18 protein-coding genes are annotated in these 25685 nt (G+C 47.4%); 9 read left to right on the top strand and 9 right to left on the bottom strand.

Features of this window, described 5'->3' with window-relative positions:
• Positions 1–10: 10 nt before the first annotated feature.
• Positions 11–2548: a tetratricopeptide repeat protein gene (locus tag ACJ2PR_RS04150; RefSeq protein WP_446876044.1), complete on the top strand. Its 2538-nt coding sequence runs from the start codon at positions 11–13 to the stop codon at positions 2546–2548.
• On the opposite strand, the gene ACJ2PR_RS04145 is transcribed toward ACJ2PR_RS04150, so the two are convergent.
• Positions 2535–2891, bottom strand: coding sequence for a hypothetical protein (locus ACJ2PR_RS04145; RefSeq protein WP_446860630.1), 357 nt, complete (start codon positions 2889–2891; stop codon positions 2535–2537). The two genes, ACJ2PR_RS04150 and ACJ2PR_RS04145, sit on opposite strands and share 14 nt — an antisense overlap.
• A gap of 484 nt (positions 2892–3375) precedes the next feature.
• Here ACJ2PR_RS04145 and ACJ2PR_RS04140 point away from each other — a divergent pair, with 484 nt between their 5' ends.
• Positions 3376–3777 (top strand): fasciclin domain-containing protein, encoded by a 402-nt coding sequence (locus ACJ2PR_RS04140; RefSeq protein ID WP_446867693.1) that lies wholly within the window; start codon positions 3376–3378, stop codon positions 3775–3777.
• A gap of 444 nt (positions 3778–4221) precedes the next feature.
• The gene (locus ACJ2PR_RS04135) at positions 4222–5313 is read left to right on the top strand and encodes a fatty acid desaturase family protein (protein ID WP_446876043.1); all 1092 of its coding nucleotides are present in this window, start codon (positions 4222–4224) and stop codon (positions 5311–5313) included.
• Here ACJ2PR_RS04135 and ACJ2PR_RS04130 read toward each other — a convergent pair.
• Both ACJ2PR_RS04130 and ACJ2PR_RS04125 read right to left on the bottom strand, forming a co-directional pair.
• Positions 5297–6106: a DUF362 domain-containing protein gene (locus ACJ2PR_RS04130; RefSeq protein WP_446876042.1), complete on the bottom strand. Its 810-nt coding sequence runs from the start codon at positions 6104–6106 to the stop codon at positions 5297–5299. The two genes, ACJ2PR_RS04135 and ACJ2PR_RS04130, sit on opposite strands and share 17 nt — an antisense overlap.
• Before the next feature lie 65 nt (positions 6107–6171).
• The gene (locus ACJ2PR_RS04125) at positions 6172–7398 is read right to left on the bottom strand and encodes a sensor histidine kinase (protein WP_446876041.1); all 1227 of its coding nucleotides are present in this window, start codon (positions 7396–7398) and stop codon (positions 6172–6174) included.
• 1192 nt (positions 7399–8590) lie between these two features.
• Between ACJ2PR_RS04125 and ACJ2PR_RS04120 the strand changes: the two genes are divergently transcribed.
• A complete protein-coding gene (locus ACJ2PR_RS04120; RefSeq protein WP_446876039.1) occupies positions 8591–10555 on the top strand; it encodes a tetratricopeptide repeat protein in 1965 nt (654 codons plus the stop codon).
• 83 nt (positions 10556–10638) lie between these two features.
• Here the strand turns inward: ACJ2PR_RS04120 and ACJ2PR_RS04115 are convergent, their stop codons facing one another.
• The 6 genes from ACJ2PR_RS04115 to ACJ2PR_RS04090 all read right to left on the bottom strand — a co-directional run bounded on the left by ACJ2PR_RS04115 (position 10639) and on the right by ACJ2PR_RS04090 (position 19269).
• The gene (locus ACJ2PR_RS04115; protein WP_446876038.1) at positions 10639–11841 is read right to left on the bottom strand and encodes an ABC transporter ATP-binding protein; all 1203 of its coding nucleotides are present in this window, start codon (positions 11839–11841) and stop codon (positions 10639–10641) included.
• Positions 11842–11847: 6 nt separating this feature from the next.
• Positions 11848–12645 carry an ABC transporter permease gene (locus ACJ2PR_RS04110; RefSeq protein ID WP_446876037.1) on the bottom strand — a complete coding sequence of 266 codons (798 nt, stop codon included), beginning with the start codon at positions 12643–12645 and terminating at the stop codon, positions 11848–11850.
• Positions 12629–15211 (bottom strand): glycosyltransferase, encoded by a 2583-nt coding sequence (locus tag ACJ2PR_RS04105; protein ID WP_446876036.1) that lies wholly within the window; start codon positions 15209–15211, stop codon positions 12629–12631. The genes ACJ2PR_RS04110 and ACJ2PR_RS04105 overlap by 17 nt, the downstream gene beginning before the upstream one ends.
• A 69-nt stretch (positions 15212–15280) precedes the next feature.
• Positions 15281–17872 carry a glycosyltransferase gene (locus ACJ2PR_RS04100; protein WP_446876034.1) on the bottom strand — a complete coding sequence of 864 codons (2592 nt, stop codon included), beginning with the start codon at positions 17870–17872 and terminating at the stop codon, positions 15281–15283.
• Between the two features lie 13 nt (positions 17873–17885).
• Positions 17886–18962 carry a glycosyltransferase family 2 protein gene (locus ACJ2PR_RS04095; RefSeq protein WP_446876032.1) on the bottom strand — a complete coding sequence of 359 codons (1077 nt, stop codon included), beginning with the start codon at positions 18960–18962 and terminating at the stop codon, positions 17886–17888.
• A 76-nt stretch (positions 18963–19038) separates the two neighbouring features.
• A complete protein-coding gene (locus ACJ2PR_RS04090) occupies positions 19039–19269 on the bottom strand; it encodes a hypothetical protein (protein ID WP_446876031.1) in 231 nt (76 codons plus the stop codon).
• Between the two features lie 174 nt (positions 19270–19443).
• On the opposite strand from ACJ2PR_RS04090, the gene ACJ2PR_RS04085 reads away from it, so the two are divergent.
• The 5 genes from ACJ2PR_RS04085 (at position 19444) to ACJ2PR_RS04065 (ending at position 25683) form a co-directional block, all read left to right on the top strand.
• Positions 19444–20502, top strand: coding sequence for a glycosyltransferase family 2 protein (locus ACJ2PR_RS04085; RefSeq protein ID WP_446876030.1), 1059 nt, complete (start codon positions 19444–19446; stop codon positions 20500–20502).
• A gap of 68 nt (positions 20503–20570) precedes the next feature.
• Positions 20571–22007: an NAD(P)/FAD-dependent oxidoreductase gene (locus tag ACJ2PR_RS04080; protein WP_446876029.1), complete on the top strand. Its 1437-nt coding sequence runs from the start codon at positions 20571–20573 to the stop codon at positions 22005–22007.
• Positions 22008–22185: 178 nt separating this feature from the next.
• A complete protein-coding gene (locus ACJ2PR_RS04075; protein WP_446876028.1) occupies positions 22186–23895 on the top strand; it encodes an LIC_10190 family membrane protein in 1710 nt (569 codons plus the stop codon).
• 274 nt (positions 23896–24169) lie between these two features.
• Positions 24170–24676 (top strand): hypothetical protein, encoded by a 507-nt coding sequence (locus ACJ2PR_RS04070; RefSeq protein ID WP_446876027.1) that lies wholly within the window; start codon positions 24170–24172, stop codon positions 24674–24676.
• Positions 24677–24921: 245 nt separating this feature from the next.
• Entirely contained in the window at positions 24922–25683 is a 762-nt protein-coding gene (locus ACJ2PR_RS04065; protein WP_446876025.1) for an FRG domain-containing protein, read from the top strand.
• The last annotated feature ends 2 nt before the right edge of the window (positions 25684–25685 follow it).

The following is a 25685-nucleotide window of genomic DNA, read 5'->3' as shown; positions in this document are numbered from 1 at the left end:
GATTTTCTCAATGAAGTACCGCAATCCAGCGTTCTCTACAGTTCTTTGGCAAAGTGGGGTGGTTCTTTCGCTTTGCTGTCTGTCAGGTCAAGTGGTGAGCGCGACACCCTCCGAGCCATCTTCTCAAATCAAGGTGGCGCAAGCTTCTCAGCCTTCTAGTCAAGCGGATGTCAGTCAGTCTCTGGCTCAGATGACGGCGTTGTTTAATATTCTGCTGACTATTTTGATTTTGCTGGTCGGAGGCGCGATCGCCACCCTCTGGATTCTACGTCGGGCAGTCATTCAAGAAGTGACGACGCGGGTCAAAGGTCAGGTTGCAGGATTAGAGGCGCTAGAGGGGCAGATTTTGCGGACGCGAGAAGATGCGACAGCTATTTTGCACGAGTTGGAAGCGGTAGCTGACTCAGTGGAGGATGCGGCAAGTGGACTCCAAAAAAACATCGATCGCGAACAGCAGAATCTCTCAGGATTGGGAGCCGAGCTGTCTCAGTCAAAAAGCCAAATTCTCACGGATTTTGCGACTCAACTCAAAAGCTATCAGCAGAAGTTAGAGCAATTAGATGCTGAATTTGTGACTCAGCTTGCTCAAGTGCAAGAAACAGTCCAACAGCGTCAGGAACGATCGCTTCAGTCGATCGACCAGTCAGAACAAACCTTTGAATCTAATCTTGTGGAACTGCAAGGAACAGCACAGCAGCAAAAGGATTCGACGCTCAGCGCTTTGAGATTGTTGGCTTCAGAATTTGCGCCTCAGCTTGTCGCGCTCCAGTCCTCGGTTGAGCACCAACAAATGCGAGTTTTGCAGGGTTTAGAATCGTCTGAGCAAGAGTTTGACACAGAATTGGCAACGCTGAGAGCGACGATCGAGAAACGTAAAAGCGATCTGCTAGAGAATCTGAGTCAAATTGCAGCCGAGTTTGTTCCAGAACTGGATACCTTGCGACAAATGACTCAACAGCAGCAAGAAAATCTTCTCGAAAAGTTCCGGCAATCCGAACAGACTTTGGATGCTCGATTGACAGAAACTCAACAGGTTGTTGAACAGCGTCGAGATGCTATGTTAGAGAATCTGGAAACGCTGGTTGCTGAAGTGACTCCTGAAGTTACAATGTTGAGAGAAACAATCCGACAACAGCAAGAAAACATTCTTGAAAATATCCAAAAGTCGGAACAAGAATTCAACACTAGAATTTCTGAATTCAAAGAAATTACTGAAAAACAGAAGAATTTATCACTAGAAGATCTGGATAAATTAAAGTCGGAGCTAATTCAAAATCTACAAAAGTCGGAACAGGAATTCAATATTCAATTAGTAGAATTTCAATCAACTGCCCAACGCCGCAATGATTCACTTTTAGAAAACTTAGAAACGCTAAAGTCCAATTTTGAACCTCAGCTTGCTCAACTTCAAGCAGAAGCTCAGACACAGTTTCATCAGAAAAAAGACCTGATTCTCAAACGCTTAGAAACGATCGAGTCCGAATTCTCTGATCAAGTCGTGCAACTGCGATCGCAGACCAACACTGAAAAAGAATCCACCCTACAGACTCTCAGACAGCTACAATCCGAATTTTCAGCCCAACTGACAGAACTGCAATCAACCGCCCAAGAGCAAAAAGAACTCATCCTACAACAGCTTGCCGAAGCTTCTCCCGTTTCCGAAGCCACCGTTACCAAAGTTCAGAGAAAAACTCAGGCTCTCGCCGAACAAATCGAACTGCTGCAATCCATTCATCCCAATCTGTTTGTCGATACAAAGGCTTGCTTAAATCGGGGGAATGCGCTGTTTTCGGAAGGACTGTATCAAGCGGCGATCGTGCAATATGAGCAAGCCCTCGAAATCCAGCCCGACAACGCAGACATCTGGTATCAACAAGGATTGGCGCTGCAAAAAGTGGGTCGAGACAAAGATGCGTTTGATGCATTTACCAAAGCGATCGAACTTCAGCCCACTCACTACAAAGCCTGGGTCAGTCATGGTCTTATGCTCAGTCGTCAAAAACGCTATCAAGAGGCGATCGCGTCCTATGAAAAAGCCACGAAACAAAAGCCCGAATTTTCGGAGGCCTGGGTCAATCGAGGCGTGGCGTTGGGAATGTTAGGACGCAATCAAGCGGCGTTTGAGTCGTTCGATCGGGCGGTGCAGTTTCAACCTGACGACTCGGTAGCCTGGATGAATCGTGGCTTGGCGCTAGAGGAGTTAAACCAGCATCAAGAGGCGATTACCTCGTTTATCGAAGTCGTGCGGCTCAAGCCCAATTCCCATAAAGCATGGGACAAACGGGGAGTGGCGCTGATTCAACTAGGGCGCGATCGGGAAGCCATTTCCAGTTTCAATAAAGCGTTGGAAATCAAGCCAGACTATGCGCGTTCTCACTATAACAAAGCCACCTGTTACGCCCGACAAGGCAAAATTGATGCAGCCGTCGAGAGTCTAAAACAAGCGATCGACCTCACCCCAAGCTACCAAAAAGAAGCGGCCACCGACCGATCGTTTGACACAATTTCGGGAGAAGTGGCCTTTCGACAACTGGTTAGCGGTGCGTAAACTGAAAGCCGATCGTCAGCGTTTCTAAAAAAGAGGCTTTGATTTCGCAGCCTAACAAGCCAAAAATTTGAGCTTCCGTTTTTTGCAAATCCTGCTGATCTTTGACACTCGCTTGATTGAGAGATTGATGCAGCAAAGCCAGCCGTTCTAACTCAAGCATCATCGAATCGACTTTTGATTCTTTGACATATAAGCTGGTCAAAATTTCTCTTACATTGCTGGTGTCGTCGGCTCTGATGCCCCTGTCCAACATTGGAAAGATCAGTCGATCGAGGTTTTGTTGTAAAAGTTTGCGAATGTAGTAACGAGTAGCAGGCGTAAAATGGCGGCGCATAGGTGACATGGCAGAGAACAATTCGGTAAATGAGCGCGATGGATAATGGTAAAGCACCTAGGGGCGTAACTAATTTTTCTCTCTTTTTTCTGCAAATCGGGGAAAGTCTCAGTTACATTTGTCACACCTTAACTGCAAAACACTGAGTTGCGGGAAGCCGTTAGACAATCTTTATATTGTCCAGCTTAACTTCTGGAACCTTAGTGTAGAGGGAGTTTAAGCGATCATAGATAGTCAACATTACATAAGCTTCTGATTAAAATTCTTAAACCAAAATTAAGAAACTCGCGAAAACACGGATCTTTGTTAAAGCGCTCTTTTATGTTTGTAATTAAAAACATCCGAAATACAACCTGATGATTTAGCCCCGCTAACTGCGCTAGAAGCCAATCCTTGCAATTTCTATGTCTTAAGACAGTTACATGAGCAATTAGACACTTTTCTTTACAAAATTACGTTATCTTTGCTACAGACACACAAGCTAGGTAAATTTATGTCAGACATTGTTGATACTGCCATTGGTGCTGGTTCATTTGGCACTCTAGTCGCTGCTGTCAAGGCTGCGGGTTTAGTAGATACCCTCAAGGGCGCTGGCCCATTTACCGTTTTTGCACCGACTGACGAAGCGTTTGCTAAACTTCCCGCAGGCACCGTAGATTCACTGCTCAAGGATATCCCCAAGCTGACGCAAATCCTCACCTACCACGTTGTTTCAGGCAAAGTGATGGCGGCTGATGTGGTAAAGCTGAAGTCAGCGACCACTGTTCAAGGTTCAGATGTGAAGATTGATGCCTCCAGTGGTGTCAAGGTCAATGATGCCACCGTGACAACACCAGATGTTGCGGCTGATAACGGCGTAATTCACGTCATTGATACTGTGCTGATTCCTGCATAGTTGAGCGATCGTATCTAGTAGTCCTAAATCAGTTGTAATGCCAAATTGATCTTTGAGTGCTACAGATCTTGGAGAGCAACCTAAATCCCCTACTTGTGGGAAACTTCAAGCCAAAGAAGTCCCGGATTCTCAAAGTCCCCCAGAATGGGGGATCTAGGGGGCGAAGGATCTGTAGCATTCACAAATTGATTTAGTATGAGAGTCCTTAAAGGGCGGGTTTTTGGCGATTAGTTCTTAGCGATCTACGACTAACCCCTCATCACTAGCCGCCGCTCACAACTCAAATAGGATTGCTATAGAACTCTATTGATGGGGTGGCAGCTAAATCAGGTTGCTGCCCCAAACTTGTTTAAACAGACTCTAGCTTTGCTTTTTAGATCTGCTTCTGAAAAGACTAAACCGATTGAGCAAGAAGTTTCCACTGCATTTAAGGCTATCAATAAGTTGAGAACTTTGATTCACGAACCGCTCATCCACCAGGCAAAGTATGCTAGAGCGCTGCGCCCTCTTCTTCCGGATGAAGCATTCGCTCCTGACCCAGGCAAACTAACGATTTTGCTCGCTAATTTAGTCATTTTGATAGTAGGCTGGACGATCGCCGCCACGCTCAATGATTGGGACATTCGCTTACTGGGGCTGTTTTTACCGATCGCGCTGATTATGGGCAACAGTGTGATTGTCTTGCTATTTAGTGTTCATGCTTTGATGCACGGCAGCGTGATCAAAAATTCTCGTCTTAGTCACGGGGTTACGCTACTGGCACTTGCAGTTTGGTGGATGCCACCTACCCTCTGGAAGGCGGTTCACAATCGAGAACACCACAATAAAACAAACTCGATCGCTGATCCCGATCGCAGCTACACCTATGAGCAGCCCAACACCTGGGGCAAATGGATTCAAAATCAGTTTGTGCCTTCTTCTGAGGTGAGTCCCCTGGGTTTAGTGATGGGAATGGTCAGCGCTTGGGGCGTTCATGGATTTCGCAATCTTACGGCTGTTGTTTTGTTTAATCGCAAATCGGTTCAGTATGTTCCGACTGCTTTGACGGTCAGTCCAAAAGAACGGTGGGCGATCGCACAGGAATATCTTGTAGTCATTGCCATTCATTTCAGCGTGATTGCTTATTTAGAGTTTGACTTAAAGCAACTGCTGCTGGGCTATTTTCTTCCGATCGCGATTGGTTATGCTGGAGCGATGTTTTACATCTTCACCAACCATTTGCTGTGTGAGATGACGAGCGTGAATGATCCGCTTGTTAATACCGTTTCGCTGCGAGTTCCTAAGCTATTCGATCGACTGCATTTAAACTTTTCTTACCATACAGAACATCACATTTTCCCCGGCATGAATTCTGATTACTATCCGATGGTTCAAGAACTATTGAAAGCTCATTATCCTGAGCGATATAATCTCTTGAACGCCGGAGAAGCTTGGCGCTTGTTGATGCACACTCCTCGTCACTATCGAGATAGCAATACCTTTACAAATTGGTCAGGGAAAGCCTCTATTTCCTGTCCGCTCAATCAGGTTGAGTAATCTGCGGCTGTTTTCTATGTTGCTCAATGGCTTCTAAATAGTCAGGAATCGGTTCTTTAGTCGCCTGACAAGCAGCCCGATCGACCGCTACCAAATCGTCTCCAAAAAAGACTTTGCCAACCTCGATCGCGGTTCCTTTGTCAGGTTTCCAATCGTGGCTCATCAAACGGCGATCAGCATCCACCACGGCTCCATCAAACAGATGCCCAATGCAAAAATAGACATCCTGTAAGATTTGCGGCACCGAGGGGCGATGCAGTTGTCCGCGTGAATTGGCGCTCCTGGCTTTGTATTTGGCGCGAGGAAAGAGTCCGTAGAGATTTTTTAGTGAGGCAGAAATGAGAGGCTGATCTTTCAGTATCGTGCGCTTAAAGGTTCCGACGGTGATGCGACAATCGACTTCTTGCAAAAGAGCAGGGGCCCACATCGTCTGAAACCGAACCGGAGTCGGAGAAAGATTGGGATACTCGACGATCGACAGCGCATCTGCGTCCAATAGCTGCATTCCCTCATCAAGAAGCGCGTATAGTCCATTCTTTCCGGCAATATCAGCCAGACTAACGGGAGAGCAAACGCCCTCGACAATCAAAATTTCAGCCTGGGGACTCGCCAGCCGCAACGCCGACAGCACACTCCTCAAAACGCCCATACTCACCGTCACAGGCGGCCCAACAGGATAGCCAAGATTGGGTTTTACCAAAATCCGTTTGGCATTGTGAGCGATCGCAGGGGGCTGATAAACAAAATCTTTAGCAGATGCAGTCTGAACAGGCGCAGAAATCTGAGTCGGCATACAAATTGAACTGAATATCACAAACCAATCATTGCACTCAATTCAGAACCCTCATCCCTCATCCCTCATCCCTCATCCCTCATCCCTGTACAAAGGACTTTTTTTGACTCGTTAACAGCGATCGGCAAAGAAACCACAAACGTTGAACCAACTCCGACTTCTGAAGTGAGAGAAATCTTTCCCTGTAACAGCTTCACTAATCGAGCGACGATCGCCAGGCCCAATCCAGTACTACCAGGGACGTGAGAGTGATCGGCTGACACGACTCGGACATAAGGCTCAAAAATTCGACTCTGGTCTTCAGGAGAAATGCCAATCCCAGTATCACGGATGGTAATTGACCAATCGCAATCGTGGAGTTGGCAAGCGATCGTAATGGTTCCTTTTTCGGTATAGCGGACAGCATTGCTCAAGAGATTGGTCAGGATTTGCTGTAGGCGCATCGCGTCGGTCACCATCAAAATCGGCGCCTTTACATCGACAATCAACTGCAAATTTTTAGCATCGGCAAGCGGTTGAATCACTTCTAACACCGCATCAATCACCGATCGCACATCAACCCGCGTCAGATTAAGCTGCATTTGCCCAGATTCGTAGCGTGACAGTTCTAACGCATTGTTGATTAAGTGCAGCAGTTGCCGACCGTTGCGAAGCACTCGCTCAAGGTGATCCAGTGTAGGAATGCTATCTTTGACCTCAGACTTTTTCTGCTGACGTAGTACTAATTCTGAATAGCCAATAATGGAGTTGAGCGGTGTTTTGAGTTCGTGGGCGAGATAAGAAAGATTGTCTTGGCTGACACTGACGAGACGATTTAATTCTTGATTGGTCAGCGTTAACTGAGTTTGGAGTTGTTCTAGTTCTTGTAACCGCTCTCGCACATAGCTTTTGAAACACTGCGCGATCGCTTCATCGATCACAGCATCGATCAATACAAAAGCCCGAATCACATTCGTAACTGAATCACTGAGAAGATTGTCTTGCAACGCTGAAACGATCGTTGATCGCAATAAGTGATACTCTCGCGCAATCTCTGTCGGGTCAAACCCCTGTTCTGCCCTCAGCGCTCCATGCTCTAAGCTAGCCTTTGCTAGAGACTCGACGTTACTTTCTTCGGTGCGCGAGAGAACGGTTGACAGCGCTTTTAGCACTACCGGAATGTGGTCGCGGACAGCGGTGGGCGATAAGCGATCGGTACTTTGAATGCGTCGATCTTGAGAAACCGCTTTCACCCATTCTTCGACGATCTTATCCGCTTTTTCTGTGAGTTGTTGGCTAATATCAGTCATCATTCAATTCTCGCTGGCGGCAAAATAGCTGACCTGATGAGCTGTCTCTGGGGAGCGATATAAAGAGAAGTCAATCATACACCTCTCCAGAGGGCAAGTGTAGAGTCTAGCTTAAGATAGATGTTTTTGACGCGAATTATCAACCTTTTGGCTAAAAATGTCCTGATCTGCGGTCAATTAATGCGATGAAGCACTCTCGCTAATCTTTGGATTGCTAGTGATCAGGCGTTGCTGATCGTCCTGTAGGAAGTTCCAATTTTGCGTGCGCTCTAGCCTTTTTTCTTCAGTGCAGAATGCGCGATCGCTAAGGTCAGATAGATTGAAGTGACCGCCTTCGTTCAGGATCGCGGATGAAAGCAAAAATTCCCGACGCTACTAAGAAATCGAGAATGTAATACCAAGTTGAAAATAAGCTGCAACTAATTGATCAGTCAAACTTAGTCAAAGCCCCCCAGAATTGGCTGCCGTGTACACCCAAGTCGATCAATCTGTCATTGCTGAGATCCTTCGCCCCCTAAATCCCCCAAAAATGGGGGACTTTGAGCCGTCGTCCTGGCTTTGAACTTTGGAAATCTTTCCTTTGTCAAAGTCTCCCAACATGGGGGATTTAGGGGGCTGAAACCGACTGAAACGAAGCGACAACGACTTATGTGTACACCGTAGCCAGAATTGGGGGATTTAGAGGCGAGGATCTGTAGCAAGTAACCGTTGATTTGGTATGAGTGTGTATTTTGCAACAAGGCTATTTGTAAAAACCACCCTAAACCACAGGTAGTTCCATTGCTGAACGATCGCGCTAATTCATTCGTTTACAGTCGGGTTGACAGGTCTCCCAGTCAGCCGCTTCTACGTTGAAAGTGTTCTTGCTCGCATCGGATGGGTTGGTCTTGGAAGGCTGGGACTATCTGGCTACAGAGATCAAAATCAAGATAGAAAGGCAAGAGCCGTCAGAATCACATCACTTATCGGGAATGAAATTGATTGTGAAGATGGCAAGGATTTATTGTGCGATCGAGGGCGCATAAAGTGTGAGTGAAACGATAAATGAGAAGCTAATGGCTACAATCTCAGATGACAGTTCAACCAGGATTGGCTTCTATTAGAATAACAGCTTTTGATCACAATTCTCTGGGTGATCTCCGAGTGTAATTGACGACGACTACAGTTGAAAACTTGACCGAAAGACTTCTGAAATATGAGTGTGATTCAGCGATTAAAACAGTGGTATAAAAGCAGCGCCGTCGCGATCGGTCGTCTGAGCGTCAAGTCCAGTTCTACCAATCCGGGCGCTCATCACCGACTGAGCAAAGCCCTCGTCCAGGCAGAACAGTGGTCAGCGGCGATCGCTGCTTGCCAACGAGCGATTGAATTGAACTCAAAAAATCCCTGGTTTTACAAAACGTTGGCTGAGGCTTACATGGGGGAGGGTCAATGGAAAGAAGCCGTTTCAGCAAGTCAAATCGGAATCGCTTTAGATCCTAATTTGCCCTGGTTGCATCATGGGTTGAGTAAAGCGCTGATCGGACAGGAAAAATGGGAAGCGGCGATCGCGTCCGTTCAGCAGGCGATTGATTTGAACGATGCAGTTTCCTGGTTTCATTTCACATTGGGAGAGGCGTGTTTTAAATCAGGCCAGTGGGCGGCGGCGATCGCGCCTTTGCGTCGAGCTATTGAGTTAGCTCCTGGGTTTCCCTGGTCTTATTATTATTTGGGTCAGGTGTTGGTGGCTCAAGAAGATGTGGAGGGGGCGATCGAGGTTTACCAACAGGTGCTAAAACGACACCCCAATATGGAGTATCTTCGGTCTTGTCTAGACTATGCTTTGCATCTCAAAGATCAGGATCAAAGAATTCAGGCTTATGTTCAAGAGTATTCTCAAAAACACTCTCAAAAGCATTCTCGGACGCAGGTGAATAAGAGCGAGTCTTTGCGAATTTTGATGGTCACGCCATATCCGACTTATCCCCCTAAGCATGGTGCAATTACTCGCATGTTTTATGAGATGCAAGCGTTGAGCCGTCAGCATCATTTAGTCGTAGTTTCGTTTGTGTTTTCGCAGGGTGACTATCGGTTAGAGGCAGAGGTGAGCCATTTTTGCAATCTGTCAATCACAGTCATGTTAGGCGATGCGCCCCCTCGACAACCTCAGCAGCCTAAACTAATTCATCGCTACAGTAGTCAGAGAATGCGTAAGATTCTCAGTACTTTGCAGACTGCTAATTTTGACATTGTGTTGTGTGATTTTATATACATGGCACAATACCGAGATATTTTTCAAAATGCATATTGTGTATTAGGAGAACATAATGTTGAATCACAATTATTAAAACGCTGTGCGGAAGTTAACGGCAACGTAGAAGTAAATAAATTGGCAACGCAAACAGAATCAGTAAAAGCATTTCTGGAATCCGATTCAGAGTCGGCGTTGTTAGCAGATTTTGAAACGGAATACTGGCGGAAATTTAATCTCAGAATGGTGGTGAGTGAGAGCGATCGCCAAACGCTAGAAAGTCGCTGCAATATTGGTTCAACGATCGTGATAAACAACGGCATTGATACTACTGAAGTGACCCTGTTAGAGAATCCTCACAACAAAAATATTCTGTTTATCGGCACCTTAAATTACTATCCCAACATTGACGGAGCTTGCTACTTTGTGGAGAAGATTTTACCGATCGTTTGGCAGCAAGACCCGACCATTTGTTTTTGGATGGCTGGGGCTGACCCGCCTCAAGCGATTCTCGATCTGGCCCAGGATTCTAGAATTCGGGTGATTGCCAATCCGGAGACGATGAGTGAGGTGGCTCAAAATTGTCAGATGACGATCGTTCCATTACGAATTGGGGGCGGCACTCGGATTAAGATTCTCCACTCGATGGCGATGGGGTTGCCTGTGGTGACGACGAGTTTGGGCTGTGAAGGGTTGGCGATCGTGGAGGGCGTGCATCTACTCATCCGTGACCAGCCAGAATCGTTTGCGGAAGCAATTTTGCAACTCCTCTCGGATGACGAACTCCAGGAAAAGCTGCGCGTAAACGGTCGGCAATTAGTCGAACAGCAGTATGACTGGCAGCAGATTTTTGAGCGAGCGGAACGGCAGATTGTGGCAGGATTTTGGAAATGGCGAGAGGAGCGATCGGGCAGTAATCATTCTGAATAGTATGAATTCAATAAAGGTCTTTGGCTTTGTTGTTTGGAACTTCTGCCCTCCGATTCTAGGGGACTTTTGAGACATGGAGAGGGCTACAGATCGAGGGAAATGGGCGAGACGATTTCCCAGTGGCGGGGGGGGCAGAGGAGGCTTTGCTCGTTGGGTGTCCAGGCGATTTGGAACGGATGCTGGTTCCAGTGATAGTCGTAGGTGAGATTCCAATCGGGGGAAAATATACCAGCGTTAACATAGTAGTGACCACCACTGAGATCTAAGCGATCGACACACAAGCGAATCTTTCCCATTCCTATAGATATCGGAATCGTCAATGCTGAGGTGAATGTGTTGGTGTTAAAGTAGATCTGACCGTTTTCATCACTAATGCTAACGCTGAAGATCACAGATAGAAACTGCTGGTGTGATTTGTAGTTGATCTCGATCGTCATCGGATCGCCATTGTTAATTTCAGTAATAGAGTTGTGACGTGAATCGAATAAATTAACTGCTGTGATTTCTATTTCACGAGAATAACTGCGAAATTTTTTGGCGTGAGATTGCAAATCCATAATGCCTGCATACCGTCCTGCAACCACTTCGGGATCGCCGTAAGCTTCGACCTGCCCGTGTTTGAGCCACAAAGCCTGATCGCATAGTTGCTGAATTTGTTCAACGTTGTGAGAAATCAGCACGACTGCACAACCATTTGATTTGAGATCAGCAATGCGATCAAGACACTTGCCCTGAAATGCGCCATCGCCCACCGATAAAAATTCGTCAATCAACAGCACATCTGGCTCTGTGTGAATGGCTACCGAGAAAGCCAGCCGCATCAACATTCCGGTACTGTAAGTGCGAACAGGATTGTCGATAAATGAGTCCAATTCTGCAAAGTTGACGATCGCTTCAAAGCGTCGGGTCACTTCTCGTCGGGTCAAGCCTGCCACGATCGCGCTGACAAATACATTTTCTCGTCCTGTCAAATCGGGGTGAAAGCCTGCCCCCAAATCCAACAGTGCGCCCATTCGTCCGTTGACTTTGATCTGCCCTTCATCGGGACGCACCACCCCACTCAAAAGCTGAAGTAGCGTCGATTTTCCTGCCCCATTGTGACCGATCACCCCCAACATCTGACCAGGGGCAACCGTAAAACTCACCTCGCGCAGTGCCCAAAAGTAGTCGATCGCTTTCATACGGCGATGTCCCGAAAGGGCGGCCTCCATGATGGTGCGGGGGCGATCGGCGTGATAGCGACTGTAGCGTTTGCCCAGTCTGTGGGCGGTGACAGCAGGTTGCATGAGGGTCTAAATTTCTTCTACAAAGCGTTCACTCTGGCGCTTAAAAACTCGATATCCCAGAGGAAGGAGGATGCCCGATAGGATAGCCAAAATTAGCAGCGATCGCCAATTGGGTGGAGTGCCATAGATTAAGACGGCTCGATAGGCTTCGAGTAAAGTGACCAGCGGATTGAGGGCAAAGAGCGATCGAAACTGCTCAGGAACTTTGTTGAGATCATAGAAAATCGGCAGAATATAGAACATCAACTGTAATACAACGCCTAATGTATGTTGAGTATCTCGAAAGGTCACATTCAATGCTGCTAAGGGATAAGCAAAACTAACGGTGAGAATAAATTGCAATACGAATAAGATGGGTAAAAATGTAAAGTTGTAGGTTAACTGAACTCCATCGAAGATTAGAAAAAATAATAGGACAGGCAACGCTAACAGGAAGTGAATTAAACCAGTGGTGACGGTGACGATCGGTAAAATAGTAATCGGAAAACCTGGCTGACGAACCAGAGCGCGATTGCCTGTAATTAATCCCGTAGCTTGAAAAAGAGATGTTTGTGTCCATGTCCAGACGAGTAGACCGCTAAACGCAAATGATGAATACTGAGGGACATTCACCAATAGCACCAGACGGAATACGAACGTGAATACCAATAATTGCAGCAAAGGACTGATCAGCGTCCAGGCGATACCGAGAGTCGATCGCTTATACAACAGCTTCAAATCCCGGACAACCAACTCTCGCAGCAAATCCCGGTAGTAGACTAGCTGCCGCTTTTTCCAAATAGGCGGTCTACTTTTGAGAAACATAGGATTGATTTTGAAGAGATTCGGTTCGTTCTACAACTGGAATGTAGGGCTGACTGCGACCATTGCGTTTGACGAGTTGACAGCTTTGCCAATAGCCCCAAGAGCCAGCAATTAAGCCAGAAATTTCTTGCCAGAGATAGAGCCAGGGAGTGTCGTGTTTGCGCTGGAGGCGATCGACGATTCGCCAGACAAAATAGCGAGGCATGACGTTGACCAATTGGCGTAATCCTCGGTTGTCTTTTTCGTTTAACCAGAGGTGGAGATGATAGGCAGTACAGCTTTTCATTTGACCATAAATTTGCCGATAAAAGGCGGACAGTTCTCGTCGATGACGGTGCCACACATACGCTTCGGGAGCGTAAACTAAGGTGTACCCTGCTTTGAGAATTTTGTAGTAGAGATAGGTTTCTTCGGCACCTGCGGAGGGCGTTCCGGGGCCCAGGGTTTCCTCCATTAATCCGATTTGTGGATGGCTAAAAATGCTGGCTCTCATCGCGGAATTTGCCGATACGCCCAACTCCCAAACGGGGGGAGAATATTCAAAAGAGGCTAACCAGTTTCCATCGACTTCTAAAGGTAAAAATCCGGCGCTCAAACCGTTTTTCAGCTTCTCAAACATTAGTTGGGCGGGGGTTTCGAGTTCTAACGGCAAGACATTTCCCGTAACGACCATGACATCGGGACGAGCCATCGGAGCAATCAACTTTTCGAGCCAATCCGGTGGAACGGTGACATCATCATCGACGGTGACAATGATTTCGCTTGTACTGGCGACGATCGCCGCATTTCGTCCATACGCTCCGCCTTTTCGAGTCTCTTGAACGAGTTTGACTTGGGGAAATTGAGCGACGATCGGCGGGGTCAAGCCTGAGTTTGGGCGATTGTCGGCCACGATAATTTCTATGGGTCGAGTCGTTTTTTGGGCGGTGAGATGATGGAGACAGTTTAATAAGTCAGTGGGTCGATCGCAGGTTGTAATGATGATGCTGACAGGAATTTGGTCAGAGAGTGAGGGCTGGGAAGTGATCGGTTTAGCGATCGGAGTCCAATGCTGGGTCAGCAGAAAATCTAAGGCTTTGCGGGCAGTTTCGCGGTTACGCTGGTGAGGAAGAGAGAGCAGATCGAAGGTGAGTTGGTGAGCGATCGCGTCTCTCAGTTGAGCAGCACTGATGGGTGCAAACTGATTTTTGATGTCTACAGAACCGATGAATGTCGAACCTTCGGTAACAAAAACTCGAGTGGCTTGGTAGTCTGTGATGTCAAGTAAATCGGGAAGCAAATCAGGTAAATCACTCAAGTCAATTGCCTGCGTGGTCATTAATTTGGGTGTGGGTTCAATCGGCGCAACTTTATGAATGGGGGCGGTCTGTCTTGCTTGCTGGTAGCCTTGCCAACTGCGCCACACGCCCTGAAATTCAGCAATAATAAAATCGCGAGGCAGATTATAGGGACGCAACCAAGAAATACACAGCCGCGCAAACTTCCACAACGCTAAACACAAAAAGCTTAAACGTAATTTTGGATAAGCTGCAATGCCTGTGTAAATGTAAGCGTAAAAGCTGGTGAGATTGCGAGTGAGAAACGATCGCATCGCTTGATCATACTCTGGAGACCGATACCGAACGATCGCATTTGGCTCATAGAGAAGCGTCTGTCCGGCAATCAGAATTCGACAAAACATTTCCCAATCGCCGCCGCCTTCGGTCAGAGTGTCGCGATCGAGTGCCAGGTCAAACACGCCAATCTGCTCAAACAATCTGCGACGATAGGCCATATTCACCCCAGAACCTAGCTGCATCGTGCCCAGATCGCTCCAGGATTTGAGAGAAGAATTCCAGTGTCGATCGCACCCTCGCCCCAAACCATACCAAAACTCAAAGAGCGCCTGATTTTCGGTTTCGATCTGGTCAGGAATTACCAATCCTGTGAGCGCCATGACTTGAGAATTTTGGGCAAACGAGGTGGCGATCGCGCCAATCCAATTTGTATCCACGAGGCCCTGTTCGTCTGTGAAGGCAATGATTTCGCTTTGTGCTTTCTCGATCGCCAGATTTCGCGCTTGATTGAGTCCGACTTTATCGGTGTAGAGGTGATGAAAAGTTGGATAATTCTGCTGCACGATTTTTTGAAGTGCGTCACTCTGGGGAGCGTTTTCGACAATCAGAATTTCTAAATTGGGATATTCAAGTTTTTGGAGTGCCTGTAGACAATCCGTGAGATCAAGTTCCGTCGATCGTCGAGGACAAAATGCAACCGTGACAGACGGCAAATTCTGAGTTTCAACGGGAGCCAGCTTGAGTAAATCCGCAATTTGCCAGCTAGAATCTGGAACGGCTAATCGATAGTTGATCAACTGCCGCCCGATCGCTTCCGCAAACTGAGGAAAAATCGCCTGAGCGATGGCGTGTCCCGAACATTCTCCCCGCTTGACTGGAAGCTGAATATAACCGATCGGACTTCCATGCAGCTTAACCAGACCGCGCAAAAACTGATAGCCCTCCAGGTTAGTAATGGATTCTAACGGACGGCTTAACTCGATATCGGTGACTTTGATGCGATTGGACATGGGGAGGGATGAAAGAGGGAGGAGGGAGGAGGGAGGAGGGAGGAGGGAGGAGGGAGGAGGGAGGAGATTTTAGGTTTGCCTTGTTTCTACGGTTTTGGTGGGTGAGGCGGGGGTTTGAACTTGGGTGCGTCCTTGTCGATCGACTCGCTGCCACGATCGCCACAGTGACCACGACCCAGCCAGGTTTCCGGCGATTTCTAGCCAGATGAGTGACAGGGGGTAAAAGCGGTCTCCTTTAAGCCAGAGCAACAGACGTTTGAGGTAGTAAAGCGGCAAGAAGATGAGTAGGGTGCCCAAAGCGCGGAGGTCGCGATCGCACAGTACCGTGGTCAAATGATAGGCGACAAACCCCTTGCTGTAGTTGTATAGCTGACGACGCAGGGCAGCCATTTCGCGGCGGTGTTTGTGCCAGACGTAGGCGGTCGGTTCGTAGACGATCGTGTAGCCTGCTTTGAGAACTTTGTAGAACAGATAGATGTCTTCTCCGACTCCTGAAGGCATTCCGGGGCCGAGGGGTTCGTTCATGAGTCCGATCGCGGGATGGCGAAAAATGCTGGCTCGAAAGGCGGCGTTGGCAGTGCCTCCTAGTTCCCAGGTGGGGACGGCGTGAAAGGGCGATCGCTCAAACCAGTCGCCGTTGACTTCAAATCGCTCAAATCCGCGTCCGAGTCCGCCGTTGCCGTAGTGTTCAAAAAGCTGTTGGGGGCGGGTGTCTAGTTCCAGGGGCAAAATGTTTCCCGTCACGGTCATCACATCGGCGCGCGCAAAGGGAGCAATGAGTTTTTCGAGCCAGTCGATCGACAGCGTGACATCATCATCGATCGTGACAATAATCTCTCCTTGACTGGCAATAATTCCAGCATTGCGGGCGTAGGCGACTCCTTGACGAGGTTCCTCAATCAAACGCACGGTGGGGAATTGGCTGACGATCGCCGTTGTCAATTCCGATGCTGGGTGATTATCGACCACGATGATTTCGACCGATCGCAGAAACGTCTGAGACACCAAACTTTGGAGACAGTGACGCAAATCATCCGGGCGATCGTAGGTGCCAATCACGATCGAGACTGATACATGCGTGGGGAGTGTTGCAGAGGGAACGCGATCAGATTCCCATAATTTTGAACTCCATAATTTTGAACTCCATAATTTTGAACTCAATGTCTCTACGATTTCAGTTCCCAATCGCATCACGCTAATCGGTTGATAGTCATTTGTAATATCAACTTGTCCCAAAGGTGATCCCTGCTTCATGACAAAGACGCGGACTTTACCAACTTCTGTAACGTTGTGAATCGGTTCTAAAGGCTGTGTAATTTCAATTGAACGAACTGCAATTTTATCGGTGGCTTCTTTTTGAATAGGTGTGGATTGTTTGGCTCGATCGCTGGGTGATTTTCCATACTTTTTAGCAATCTCATCAGCAATTTTTTTAGATTTTGGATACTTGTCTAAACTTGTCAGACAACCCCAAAGTTGAGCCACAATTAAGTCACGCGGAAATCGAGTCGGACTCAACCAGGACAACATCAACGGACGCAAATGACCCGACCACAACCACGACAACCCTAGACGAATCAGAGAAAGCGTCGTTTCGGGATAGACGATCGCCGTTCGCACAAAAAACGCATAAACACTACCGTTGTGAGCGAGTTGAGTTCGCAGTTGGGCATAGTCTCGTCGATGTCGGTGACGCACGATCGCACTGGGTTCATAAACCAGCGTATGACCTTCTTTGAGAATGCGAAAAAACATCTCCAGATCGCCTGCTCCATTCGTCACCGTACCCACATCCAAAGCAGGATCAAAATAGCCAATCTCGTCAAATACACTGCGCCGATAAGCCATATTTGCCCCGGTGCCCAGGTTGCCAGTTCCCATTTGCGTCCAGTGCATAGGTTGCCCTCGGCCGACTCGCCACCACCGTCGCCGAAATCCTCGCCCAAATCCGCCATTCATCTCAAACAAAACTTGAGCGTCGGTTTCTAACTCATAAGGCACGACCAGCCCCGTCACCGCCATCACTTCAGGATTTTCGACAAACACTTGAGCGAGTGATTTTACCCAGTTGCGATCGACCACCGTATCGTCGTCGGTGTAAGCCAGAATGTCTCCGGTTGCTTCTAGAATGGCTCGATTGCTGGCCCAGTCTCGTCCCGGACGCGGCTCACACACATAGCGAACGCGGGGATAAGTTTGCACTAATTTCTCAGTTGCGTCACTGCTGGGTGCGTTGTCGATGACCAATAAATCCAGGTTGGGATAGTCTAATTGGCAAAGTGAAGTGAGGCAAAGATTGAGATCAGAGGTGCGATCGCGCGTACAAATTGCAACGGTGACAGACGGTAAAGCTTTCTGCTGGCTGATTGGCGGAAATTTGAGTAGATCATCAAACTGTAGTTTTTCAGGTAATCCTTTCAATAATTGATTGAATAGAAGCTGTTGAATAATTGAATCACAATGCTGTTCTAGAATCTGTTGCTCAAGGTAATCGGCTGAACATTGATGATTGCTAATCGGAACGTTAATCCATCCGATCGCAGTCCCATACAGTCTTACCAATGCCTGAAGCCTGACATAGCCGTGTAGTTCATCAAAGGCAGCGATCGGCTGTCCCAATTCAATCTCGACAACTTTAATCGGGGTGAGTGCAGAAGTCATGAAGGGCAGCACCTTAAGAAGAATGTTCGGATAATGTCGATCGTCCAGTTTGTCCCACTCGTGAAAGCAGCGTTTGCAACCCATTTCCCACAAGCACTTTGAGAAACACTTTGGCTCTATTTCGGTTGCTTGAAGCAGCTTGTCGATGAGGACGAGAGAATCCGAACCAGCTTTTTATTAATAATTGATAGTATCCCACTCGTAAAAATGGAGTAACTCGATCAACTCTAACCGCTTCAAAAAGCCAGAACAAGGTGGTACGATCGTCTCCCCAATCAGAACTTTGATGAGCGAAATATAAGTAGAGACTACTACTCGACAATTGATATAAAAAGTTGGGGATTTCTAAATGTTTTTCTCGAATAGATTGCAACATTAAAGTGTGCGATCTTGCCATACAAGAATAGTCACAGGACATACTTTGCCGAATCTTACGATAACCGACTAAAAACTCAGGGACGGCTCGAAATTCATACCCTTCGGCAATTCTCAAATACAAATCCCAATCTTCACAACCTTGGGCATTTTGTGCTTTTAGCTGACAATTGTAGCCGCCCACTTTCTCAAAACAGCCTGCTTTAATCAACGTAGCGCTGGCATTTCCCAAAAAGTTGTGGCACAGCAGCGTTTGAAAAACATTCCCCTCAATTTTCGCGGCGTGAAATCCTCCCGTTTGCTGATCTTGCTCATCAATATCGATCGACCAGCTATAAACCAAGCCCACCGATTCAGGAGACGCTAATAAGCATTGAACCTGCTTTTCTAAATTGTGAGGATACCAGAGATCATCCGCATCGATCGGGGCGATTAGTTCCCCTTTGGCTAGTTGAATTGCCCGATTTCGAGCCGCCGCAACGCCTGCATTTTGCTGCTTGACTAAGAGAATTCGTTCATCGGTTTTAGAGAGGCGATCGACGATTTCAACGGTGCTATCTTGAGAGCCATCATCGACCACAATCACTTCTAGATTCTGATAAGTTTGGGTCAGAATTGAGGTCAAGGTTCTCTCAATAAAAGCTGCCGCATTGTATGCCGGAACAATCACTGAGACAAGCGGTAAAGACAGGGCAGTTGCAGATTGGCTCTTCACATCGGGATGTCACATTTCACACGTTGGACAAATCCTAGCTCGAATGGGTTGACATGACGATCGGTTAATTAAAACTTTAGTCATTTTGCGGACGGAGCGATTTAGCGTCCTTCACCTGACTGTTGTCTTTGACACGCCCCGCATTCAAGCTCAACCCTTCCTCAAAAGCAGGTCTTTTGGTTCCCCCTCTAAATCTGCGCTCAAGTCCCGTCAGATCAGCGATCGACTCCTCTGTGGATTCCTCAAGACAATATAAAGCTTTCATAAAGTGTAACTGACTAACTTGTAGAAAACCCGACTGTGCCATCAGAGTCAGCTTTAGGTGCTTTCCGCATCTCAGGTTCATGGTATCTTTTTATTCAACAAAAAAATACGGATCAGTTAGAAGACTCTACAAAGATGTTGTCTGTAAATACCATGACTCAGGCACGTCGAATACCATACCCCCTAGATACTCAACGAACGCTTCTCACTGACCATAATGGATTTTCCTGGACTCTCACCCTCGATCTCGATCGTTATCCCGGTCTACAACGGCGGGGAAGCGTTTCGCAAATGTCTCTCTAGTCTTAGTCAATGCGCCCCACCCACAACAGAAATTATCGTCGTCGATGATGCCGGGACGGACGACTCCTGGCAAGTTGCCAAAACATTTGGGGCAACCGTGATCAGACTGCCCATCAATCGCGGGCCAGCACATGCTCGAAACGTCGGGGCACTGACCGCCAAAGGTGAACTGCTATTTTTTATGGATGCTGATGTGGCTATCCGACCCGACACGCTGTCACAGGTGATTCGTGAATTTGACCACTACCCCGATCTCGCTGCTCTGATTGGTTCTTACGACGATTTACCGGGCGCATCCAACTTCTTATCGCAATACAAAAATCTGCTGCATCACTACACTCATCAGACTGCCAGCGAAGAAGCTTCTACGTTTTGGGGCGCTTGTGGAGCGATTCGGCGGCCGGTCTTTTTGGCGATCGGGGGCTTTGATGAAAGCTATCACAAACCGTCGATCGAAGATATTGAGCTAGGCTATCGACTCAAACGCGCAGGCTATCGAATCCGTCTCAGCAAACAGGTACAGGTCAAACATCTCAAACGCTGGGGAGTGCGATCGTTGCTCAAAGCTGATTTCTACGATCGAGCCTTACCCTGGACGCGATTGATCTGGCGAGACGGCAAGTTTATCAACGACCTCAACCTGCAAACTTCTAGCCGCATTAGTGTAGTTTCAGTGTATGGCTTAGTGCTTTCCCTCATCCTTGCCTGCGGGTGGTCGAGTGCCCTGATGCTAACGGCCCTTTGTGCCTTGACGCTGATTGGATTGAATGCGTCTGTATACCGATTTTTTTATCAGGAGCGAGGCATGAAATTTGCGCTACAAGCGATCCCCTGGCACTGGCTCTATTTTGGGTATAGCGGGTTAGCCTTTGCGATCGGTTCCCTCCAATTCAAACTCCAACCCCAAATCGCGCCCCCCCAACTGATCGGCTCGATTTCAAATCAGAGAGTTTCTATGTCAGGACGAGGATAAACCCATGAGTTTATTAGATTCTGAATAAGCGCTTTATTCTACATTTCAACAACGATTTGAGGTTTTAGGTGAAACATCATCCAGTGGTGATTATTGGTGCGGGCCCCGCTGGGCTGACGGCCGCTTATGAGTTAGTAAAACGGGGCGTTCAGCCGATCGTTCTAGAAAAGTCTAATCAAGTGGGTGGCATTGCCCGAACTGAAACCTACAAAGGATACCGCTTTGACATTGGAGGACATCGCTTTTTTACCAAAGTAGAAGTGGTGCAAAAACTGTGGCAAGAAGTCATGGGAGACGACTTTATCAAGGTGCCCCGCCTCTCTCGCATCTATTACCGCGATCGCTTCTTTAACTACCCTTTAGAGATTTCAGACACCCTATTCAAACTCGGCATTGTAGAAAGTGTACGGATTGTCTTGAGCTATCTCAAAATCAAAATTTTTCCCTGTCCCCAAGAAGAAACGCTAGAAGACTGGGTGACCAATCGCTTTGGAAAACGGCTGTTTCTCACCTTCTTTAAGACTTACACCGAAAAGGTTTGGGGAATTCCTTGTAATAAGATTCAGGCAGATTGGGCCGCCCAACGTATTAAAGGACTGTCGCTGACGACGGCCGTGATCAATGCACTATTCAAAACCAACCATACCAAAACGCTGATCAAAGAGTTTGACTATCCGATTTTGGGCCCTGGCATGATGTGGGAGCGCTTTCAAGCCGCCGTAGAAGAGCAGGGGGGAACCGTTCGTTTAGATGCTGGCGTGACTCGACTCAAGCGAGAAGGGAATCGCATTCAAAGCGTCACAGTCCGACAAAATGGAGCAACGATCGAGCTTTCGGGTGATCACTTTATTTCGAGTATGCCGATTTCTGCGCTGATTCAACGGCTCGATCCTCCGCCCCCTGATGAAGTGCTGCAAGCTGCCAACGCGCTCAATTATCGGGCGTTTATGATTGTCTCGCTGATTGTCGATCGCCCCCATTTGTTTCCTGACAATTGGATTTATATTCACAGTCCCGATGTCAATGTCGGACGCATTCAAAACTTCAAAAATTGGAGTCCGGCGATGGTGCCCGATGCCAGCAAAACCTGTCTGGGCATGGAGTATTTTTGCAACGATGGCGACGACTTGTGGAAAATGTCAGACACCGAGCTACTAGATCTGGCCACCTGTGAACTGGTAAAACTGGGACTCGCCAACGCCAACGAGGTCGAAGATGGAGTCGTTTTGCGTCAGCCCAAAGCCTACCCAGTCTACGATCGCGACTATCGCCAACACCTCAAGGTGATTCAAGACTTTTTGGAGACGATCGAGAATCTACAAACCACGGGACGCAATGGAATGCACCGCTACAACAATCAAGATCACTCCATGTTGACGGGGTTTTTGGCGGTGAGAAATCTGTTTGGCGAACACCACGACCTCTGGCAAGTCAACACAGAACGCTCCTATTACGAAGAGTTTACTTATGAAAAGGAGCAACCAGCAAAATTGTTAGTGCGGTAGACAGAACATGAGATCTGCGGACTGCGGAATAATAGACAACCCCTGCGAAAGATGAATGCAGAATCGATCTGCAAATGGTGAATGATGTGAGGACAACTCCCAGCCCAAAAGATTCAGGGTAACCAGGGCACATCCCTTTACAAAATATCTCATCCCTCCCTCCTCCCTCCTCCCTCCCATGCTCTACTTCATCGTCGTCTGGCTGATTCTATTTGTCGTCTGCTGTCCGATCGGCACCGCCTTGCTCAACAAACTGCCCAACAACGGATTTGATCGGACGGGCGATCGCCTCATTGTGTCAGCCTGGTTGGGGTTGGTGATGTTGTCGATCGCGCTACTCGCGACCTCTCTGATTTTGCCGCTGTCTCCATTGGTCGGAGGTGTCGTGGCGATCGGGCTGAGTGCTGCGTCTCTAGAATGGCAACAAACACGAGAAGAACTGGCTGCGGTTTGGACAAGGGTGCCGCATCGGGTGATAATTGGGTTTTTGGGATTGGCGCTCCTCGTGGCTGCGCTGACGACCGGACAGGTGACTTGGCATGACACGGGCTACTATCACTATGGGCTGATTCAGTGGCTGGCTGAATATGGAACGGTGCCAGGATTGTCGCTGCTCTTTACCAATTTGGGTTTCACCTCGTCGTGGTTTGCGCTGGCGGCTCCGTTGAATGCTCAAATTTTTGATGCGCGGGTGAGTGCCGTGACGAATGGCTTTGTGCTGTTGATCGCAGTGTTGCAGGCTTTGATTTGCCTCAGACAGAGCCTCATGGGTGCAAGGTTGAGCGATTTGTTTGCGATCGCGTTTGCGTTGATCATGCTGCCGATCACAATTTGGCTAGTTCCGATGTCACAAATTTTGGTTTCTCCTTCGCCCGATCTGCCCGTCGCCTTTCTAGTCGGCATTGTTGGCTGGTCGATGTTGGTGGTGTCCCGATCGACCCTGGTCGCCAACGAGATGAATGATTCCTTACGAGCAACTCGACGCGATCGGGTGATTCCTCTGATTTTGGCCACGGGGGCATTCACAATTAAGCTGACAGCGCTGCCTTTAGTTGTGATGTCCAGTCTGTTTTTTGTCTTTCATCCCGGTGTCAATTTGAGAAGGATTGTCAGGGGCGGGGCAGTCGTTTTGTTGCTGTTGTCTCCGATGCTGATTTCTGGAATTCTTACGTCGGGCTGTCCGCTTTATCCGGCGGCGGTGCTTTGCGTTGATTTGCCCTGGTCGCCGACTTCTCAAGCAGTGCAGCAGACGGCCGCTAATACACATGGCTGGACAACCTGGTATGGGTCGCCGCCAGCGGGGATCAATCCCTGGATATGGTCAATTTGGCAATGGTTTAATACATCAACGACCGAAAAGATCACAGCGGCATTGATTGTGCTGGCGCTAGTGGCGGCGGTTTATGTGATTCTGACTCAGGCGACGAAGCTGCGAGGTGAAATTTGGGTAGCCGCGATCGGCGTTTTAGGAATTACCTTTCTGATGTTGACTTCTCCATTTTTTCGATTTAATTTGCCATACGTAGCGCTTTTGTTAGCGTTGTCAATGGCGGTTATTTTTATGAGACAGTTCGATCGTATTCTTCATTTCCTAAAGTTTTTGGAATCGTTGATACGATCGCATGATTTAGTATTCAATTTGTTTTCGGCAACTGTTGTATTAGTGGTTGTCGGGTATTCTTATCCTCAATTGCTTTTACCACTACGAATGAAGGATATTCCTGTGGTAGAAAAGCAGGCTAATGGCATTGTCTATTTCTATCCTGAAGACAATATGCATTGTTGGGCGGCCAAGATTCCTTGTACTTTTACCGATATGCAAGAGGTTGAGTTTGCCAATCCTAACCGAGGTCTGGCGGGTGGCTTTATTCGCAAAAAATCGTTCTAGGCGTAGAAGTTGATTAACGTGAATTCGATGTAGATCTTTCGCTGCGGTTATTAATCCAGCCTCCTAAATCCCCTATGAGTGAGGGACTTTGAACCCGAAATCTTGTCTAAAAGTCCTCCTGAATTGGCAGCTTGGGTGGCAGAAGTGCAAAATATCGAAGCGAAAAAACTTCATTGAATTGACGTTAAATTAGAGAGAGATCAAAGTAATTTTACTTAAAAGCTAGAGTCGCAAATGTCCTAGGCTTGGGAAAGAAAATTATGCGTTTATCCGTATGCTCAAGCGATTCGATCTAATTTTGCTGTTGACGGGCGTTCTTTGTTTGACTTCTGGAGTTGCCATGTCACCCGTTCAGACAAGAGTCAGTGCCCATCCCACTAGCGCCACCGTCAAAACTCACAAAGAAACCTTCGATCGCTACACTCGTTTTATCGACGAAGCCTGTAAGCCCCAAAAGCGCACCTTTCAAGGATTGAAATATCAACTCTGTCTCATAGAAGACTTGTCCACCAGAGTTAGTATGCAAGGGCCAGAGGGCGAAAATGGGCCAACGGCTTACTTTTATAGTGGAAAGCTATTTGCCTTTAGAGATACGGGGCGAGGAGAGGCGCAGATGTTTAAAGACGGGCGTTTGATCGCTGAAGTAGAAGTTGGCAAAGTTGCACCTGGCTACAACAAAATCACTACAAAGTTTAGTCCCGCAGACCGCAAAGCACTAACCGATCGTGCCCTAAGTTCTAGTCAGAATATGCTCAAAGTTTTTGGACGACGATCGACCTAAAAGTTAGTAAACACTGACCAATATGCTTTCTATACCAAGAGCATCGAATCTTGAAGCGATCGTGCGATTTCATTAACCATCCCATCCTCAAAATTCTCAAACCATAAGGTTCTGTCAGATTAACATTGCGTTCCTTGCACTTCTAACAATTTCTGTTTCATAAAATCATTACTGGAGCTATGATCTTTATGCGAGTTCTCTGCTCTAAACATCTTTAATGAGAACATCTTTAATGAGAAGAACATATGCAAGAAGTTGTTATTCACACGGTTACCGAGTACATTGATTGTCTTGCAGAGATCAATCGTGGAAAACGTGCGCTTTATCGGGGTCAACGGCGCGATCGCACTCTATTACCCAAAATTGCTCGTCTGACAACTTACTTACCTATTCTTCAGGCAGAGCGAGAAATCATTGAGGTTTTTAAGCTAAGAAGCCTTCCGTTGCTTGAGCAGCATCCTGATAACGATTGGGATTGGCTGTCAATTATGCAGCACCACGGACTCGCCACAAGATTGTTGGACTGGAGCGTTAATCCTCTAGCGTCTCTCTGGTTTTGCGTCTGCAAGCCCCCCGTTGAGACTGAATCTGGTGTCATCTGGTTATTTCATCCAGAAAGTGACGATTATGCGATTCCCTCAAAGCAGGCAGATCCGACTTGCATTGATCGAAGTTATTTGCTCAGAGGCAAGAAGGTTGCTTCTCGGATTCGAGCGCAAGCAGGCTGGTTTACTGCCCATTATTTTGATATGGAACAAGAGAAGTTTATCTCATTAGAAGACGATCCCACATACAAACCTCGTCTCACAAAACTCATCATTCCATTTGATGAATTTGCAAATATTCGCTTTCAGTTAGATCGTTTGGATGTGAATTCAGCAAGTCTGTTTCCTGATTTGGATGGACTTTGTGCTCACATTGAATGGGCATTTTCGAGCTTTGCAGACGAAGCGTTTGAGGATATTCCTAAAAAGAGCTTTCCGACTCCAGATCATTCAATTATTTAGCG

The sequence above is a fragment of the Phormidesmis sp. 146-33 genome (assembly GCF_052939515.1).
The sequence above is the reverse complement of the archived record's forward strand: the minus strand, read 5'-3'. Positions and strand labels throughout refer to the sequence as shown.

Coding starts and splice junctions, on each gene's coding strand:
- ACJ2PR_RS04075 (WP_446876028.1), top strand. CDS start 22,186: ATGCTCTACTTCATCGTCGTCTGGCTGATTCTATTTGTCGTCTGCTGT.
- ACJ2PR_RS04115 (WP_446876038.1), bottom strand. CDS start 11,841: ATGCAACCTGCTGTCACCGCCCACAGACTGGGCAAACGCTACAGTCGC.
- ACJ2PR_RS04140 (WP_446867693.1), top strand. CDS start 3,376: ATGTCAGACATTGTTGATACTGCCATTGGTGCTGGTTCATTTGGCACT.
- ACJ2PR_RS04105 (WP_446876036.1), bottom strand. CDS start 15,211: ATGTCCAATCGCATCAAAGTCACCGATATCGAGTTAAGCCGTCCGTTA.
- ACJ2PR_RS04090 (WP_446876031.1), bottom strand. CDS start 19,269: ATGGCACAGTCGGGTTTTCTACAAGTTAGTCAGTTACACTTTATGAAA.
- ACJ2PR_RS04065 (WP_446876025.1), top strand. CDS start 24,922: ATGCAAGAAGTTGTTATTCACACGGTTACCGAGTACATTGATTGTCTT.
- ACJ2PR_RS04130 (WP_446876042.1), bottom strand. CDS start 6,106: ATGCCGACTCAGATTTCTGCGCCTGTTCAGACTGCATCTGCTAAAGAT.
- ACJ2PR_RS04070 (WP_446876027.1), top strand. CDS start 24,170: ATGCTCAAGCGATTCGATCTAATTTTGCTGTTGACGGGCGTTCTTTGT.
- ACJ2PR_RS04150 (WP_446876044.1), top strand. CDS start 11: ATGAAGTACCGCAATCCAGCGTTCTCTACAGTTCTTTGGCAAAGTGGG.
- ACJ2PR_RS04085 (WP_446876030.1), top strand. CDS start 19,444: ATGGATTTTCCTGGACTCTCACCCTCGATCTCGATCGTTATCCCGGTC.
- ACJ2PR_RS04145 (WP_446860630.1), bottom strand. CDS start 2,891: ATGTCACCTATGCGCCGCCATTTTACGCCTGCTACTCGTTACTACATT.
- ACJ2PR_RS04125 (WP_446876041.1), bottom strand. CDS start 7,398: ATGATGACTGATATTAGCCAACAACTCACAGAAAAAGCGGATAAGATC.
- ACJ2PR_RS04110 (WP_446876037.1), bottom strand. CDS start 12,645: ATGTTTCTCAAAAGTAGACCGCCTATTTGGAAAAAGCGGCAGCTAGTC.
- ACJ2PR_RS04100 (WP_446876034.1), bottom strand. CDS start 17,872: ATGACTTCTGCACTCACCCCGATTAAAGTTGTCGAGATTGAATTGGGA.
- ACJ2PR_RS04120 (WP_446876039.1), top strand. CDS start 8,591: ATGAGTGTGATTCAGCGATTAAAACAGTGGTATAAAAGCAGCGCCGTC.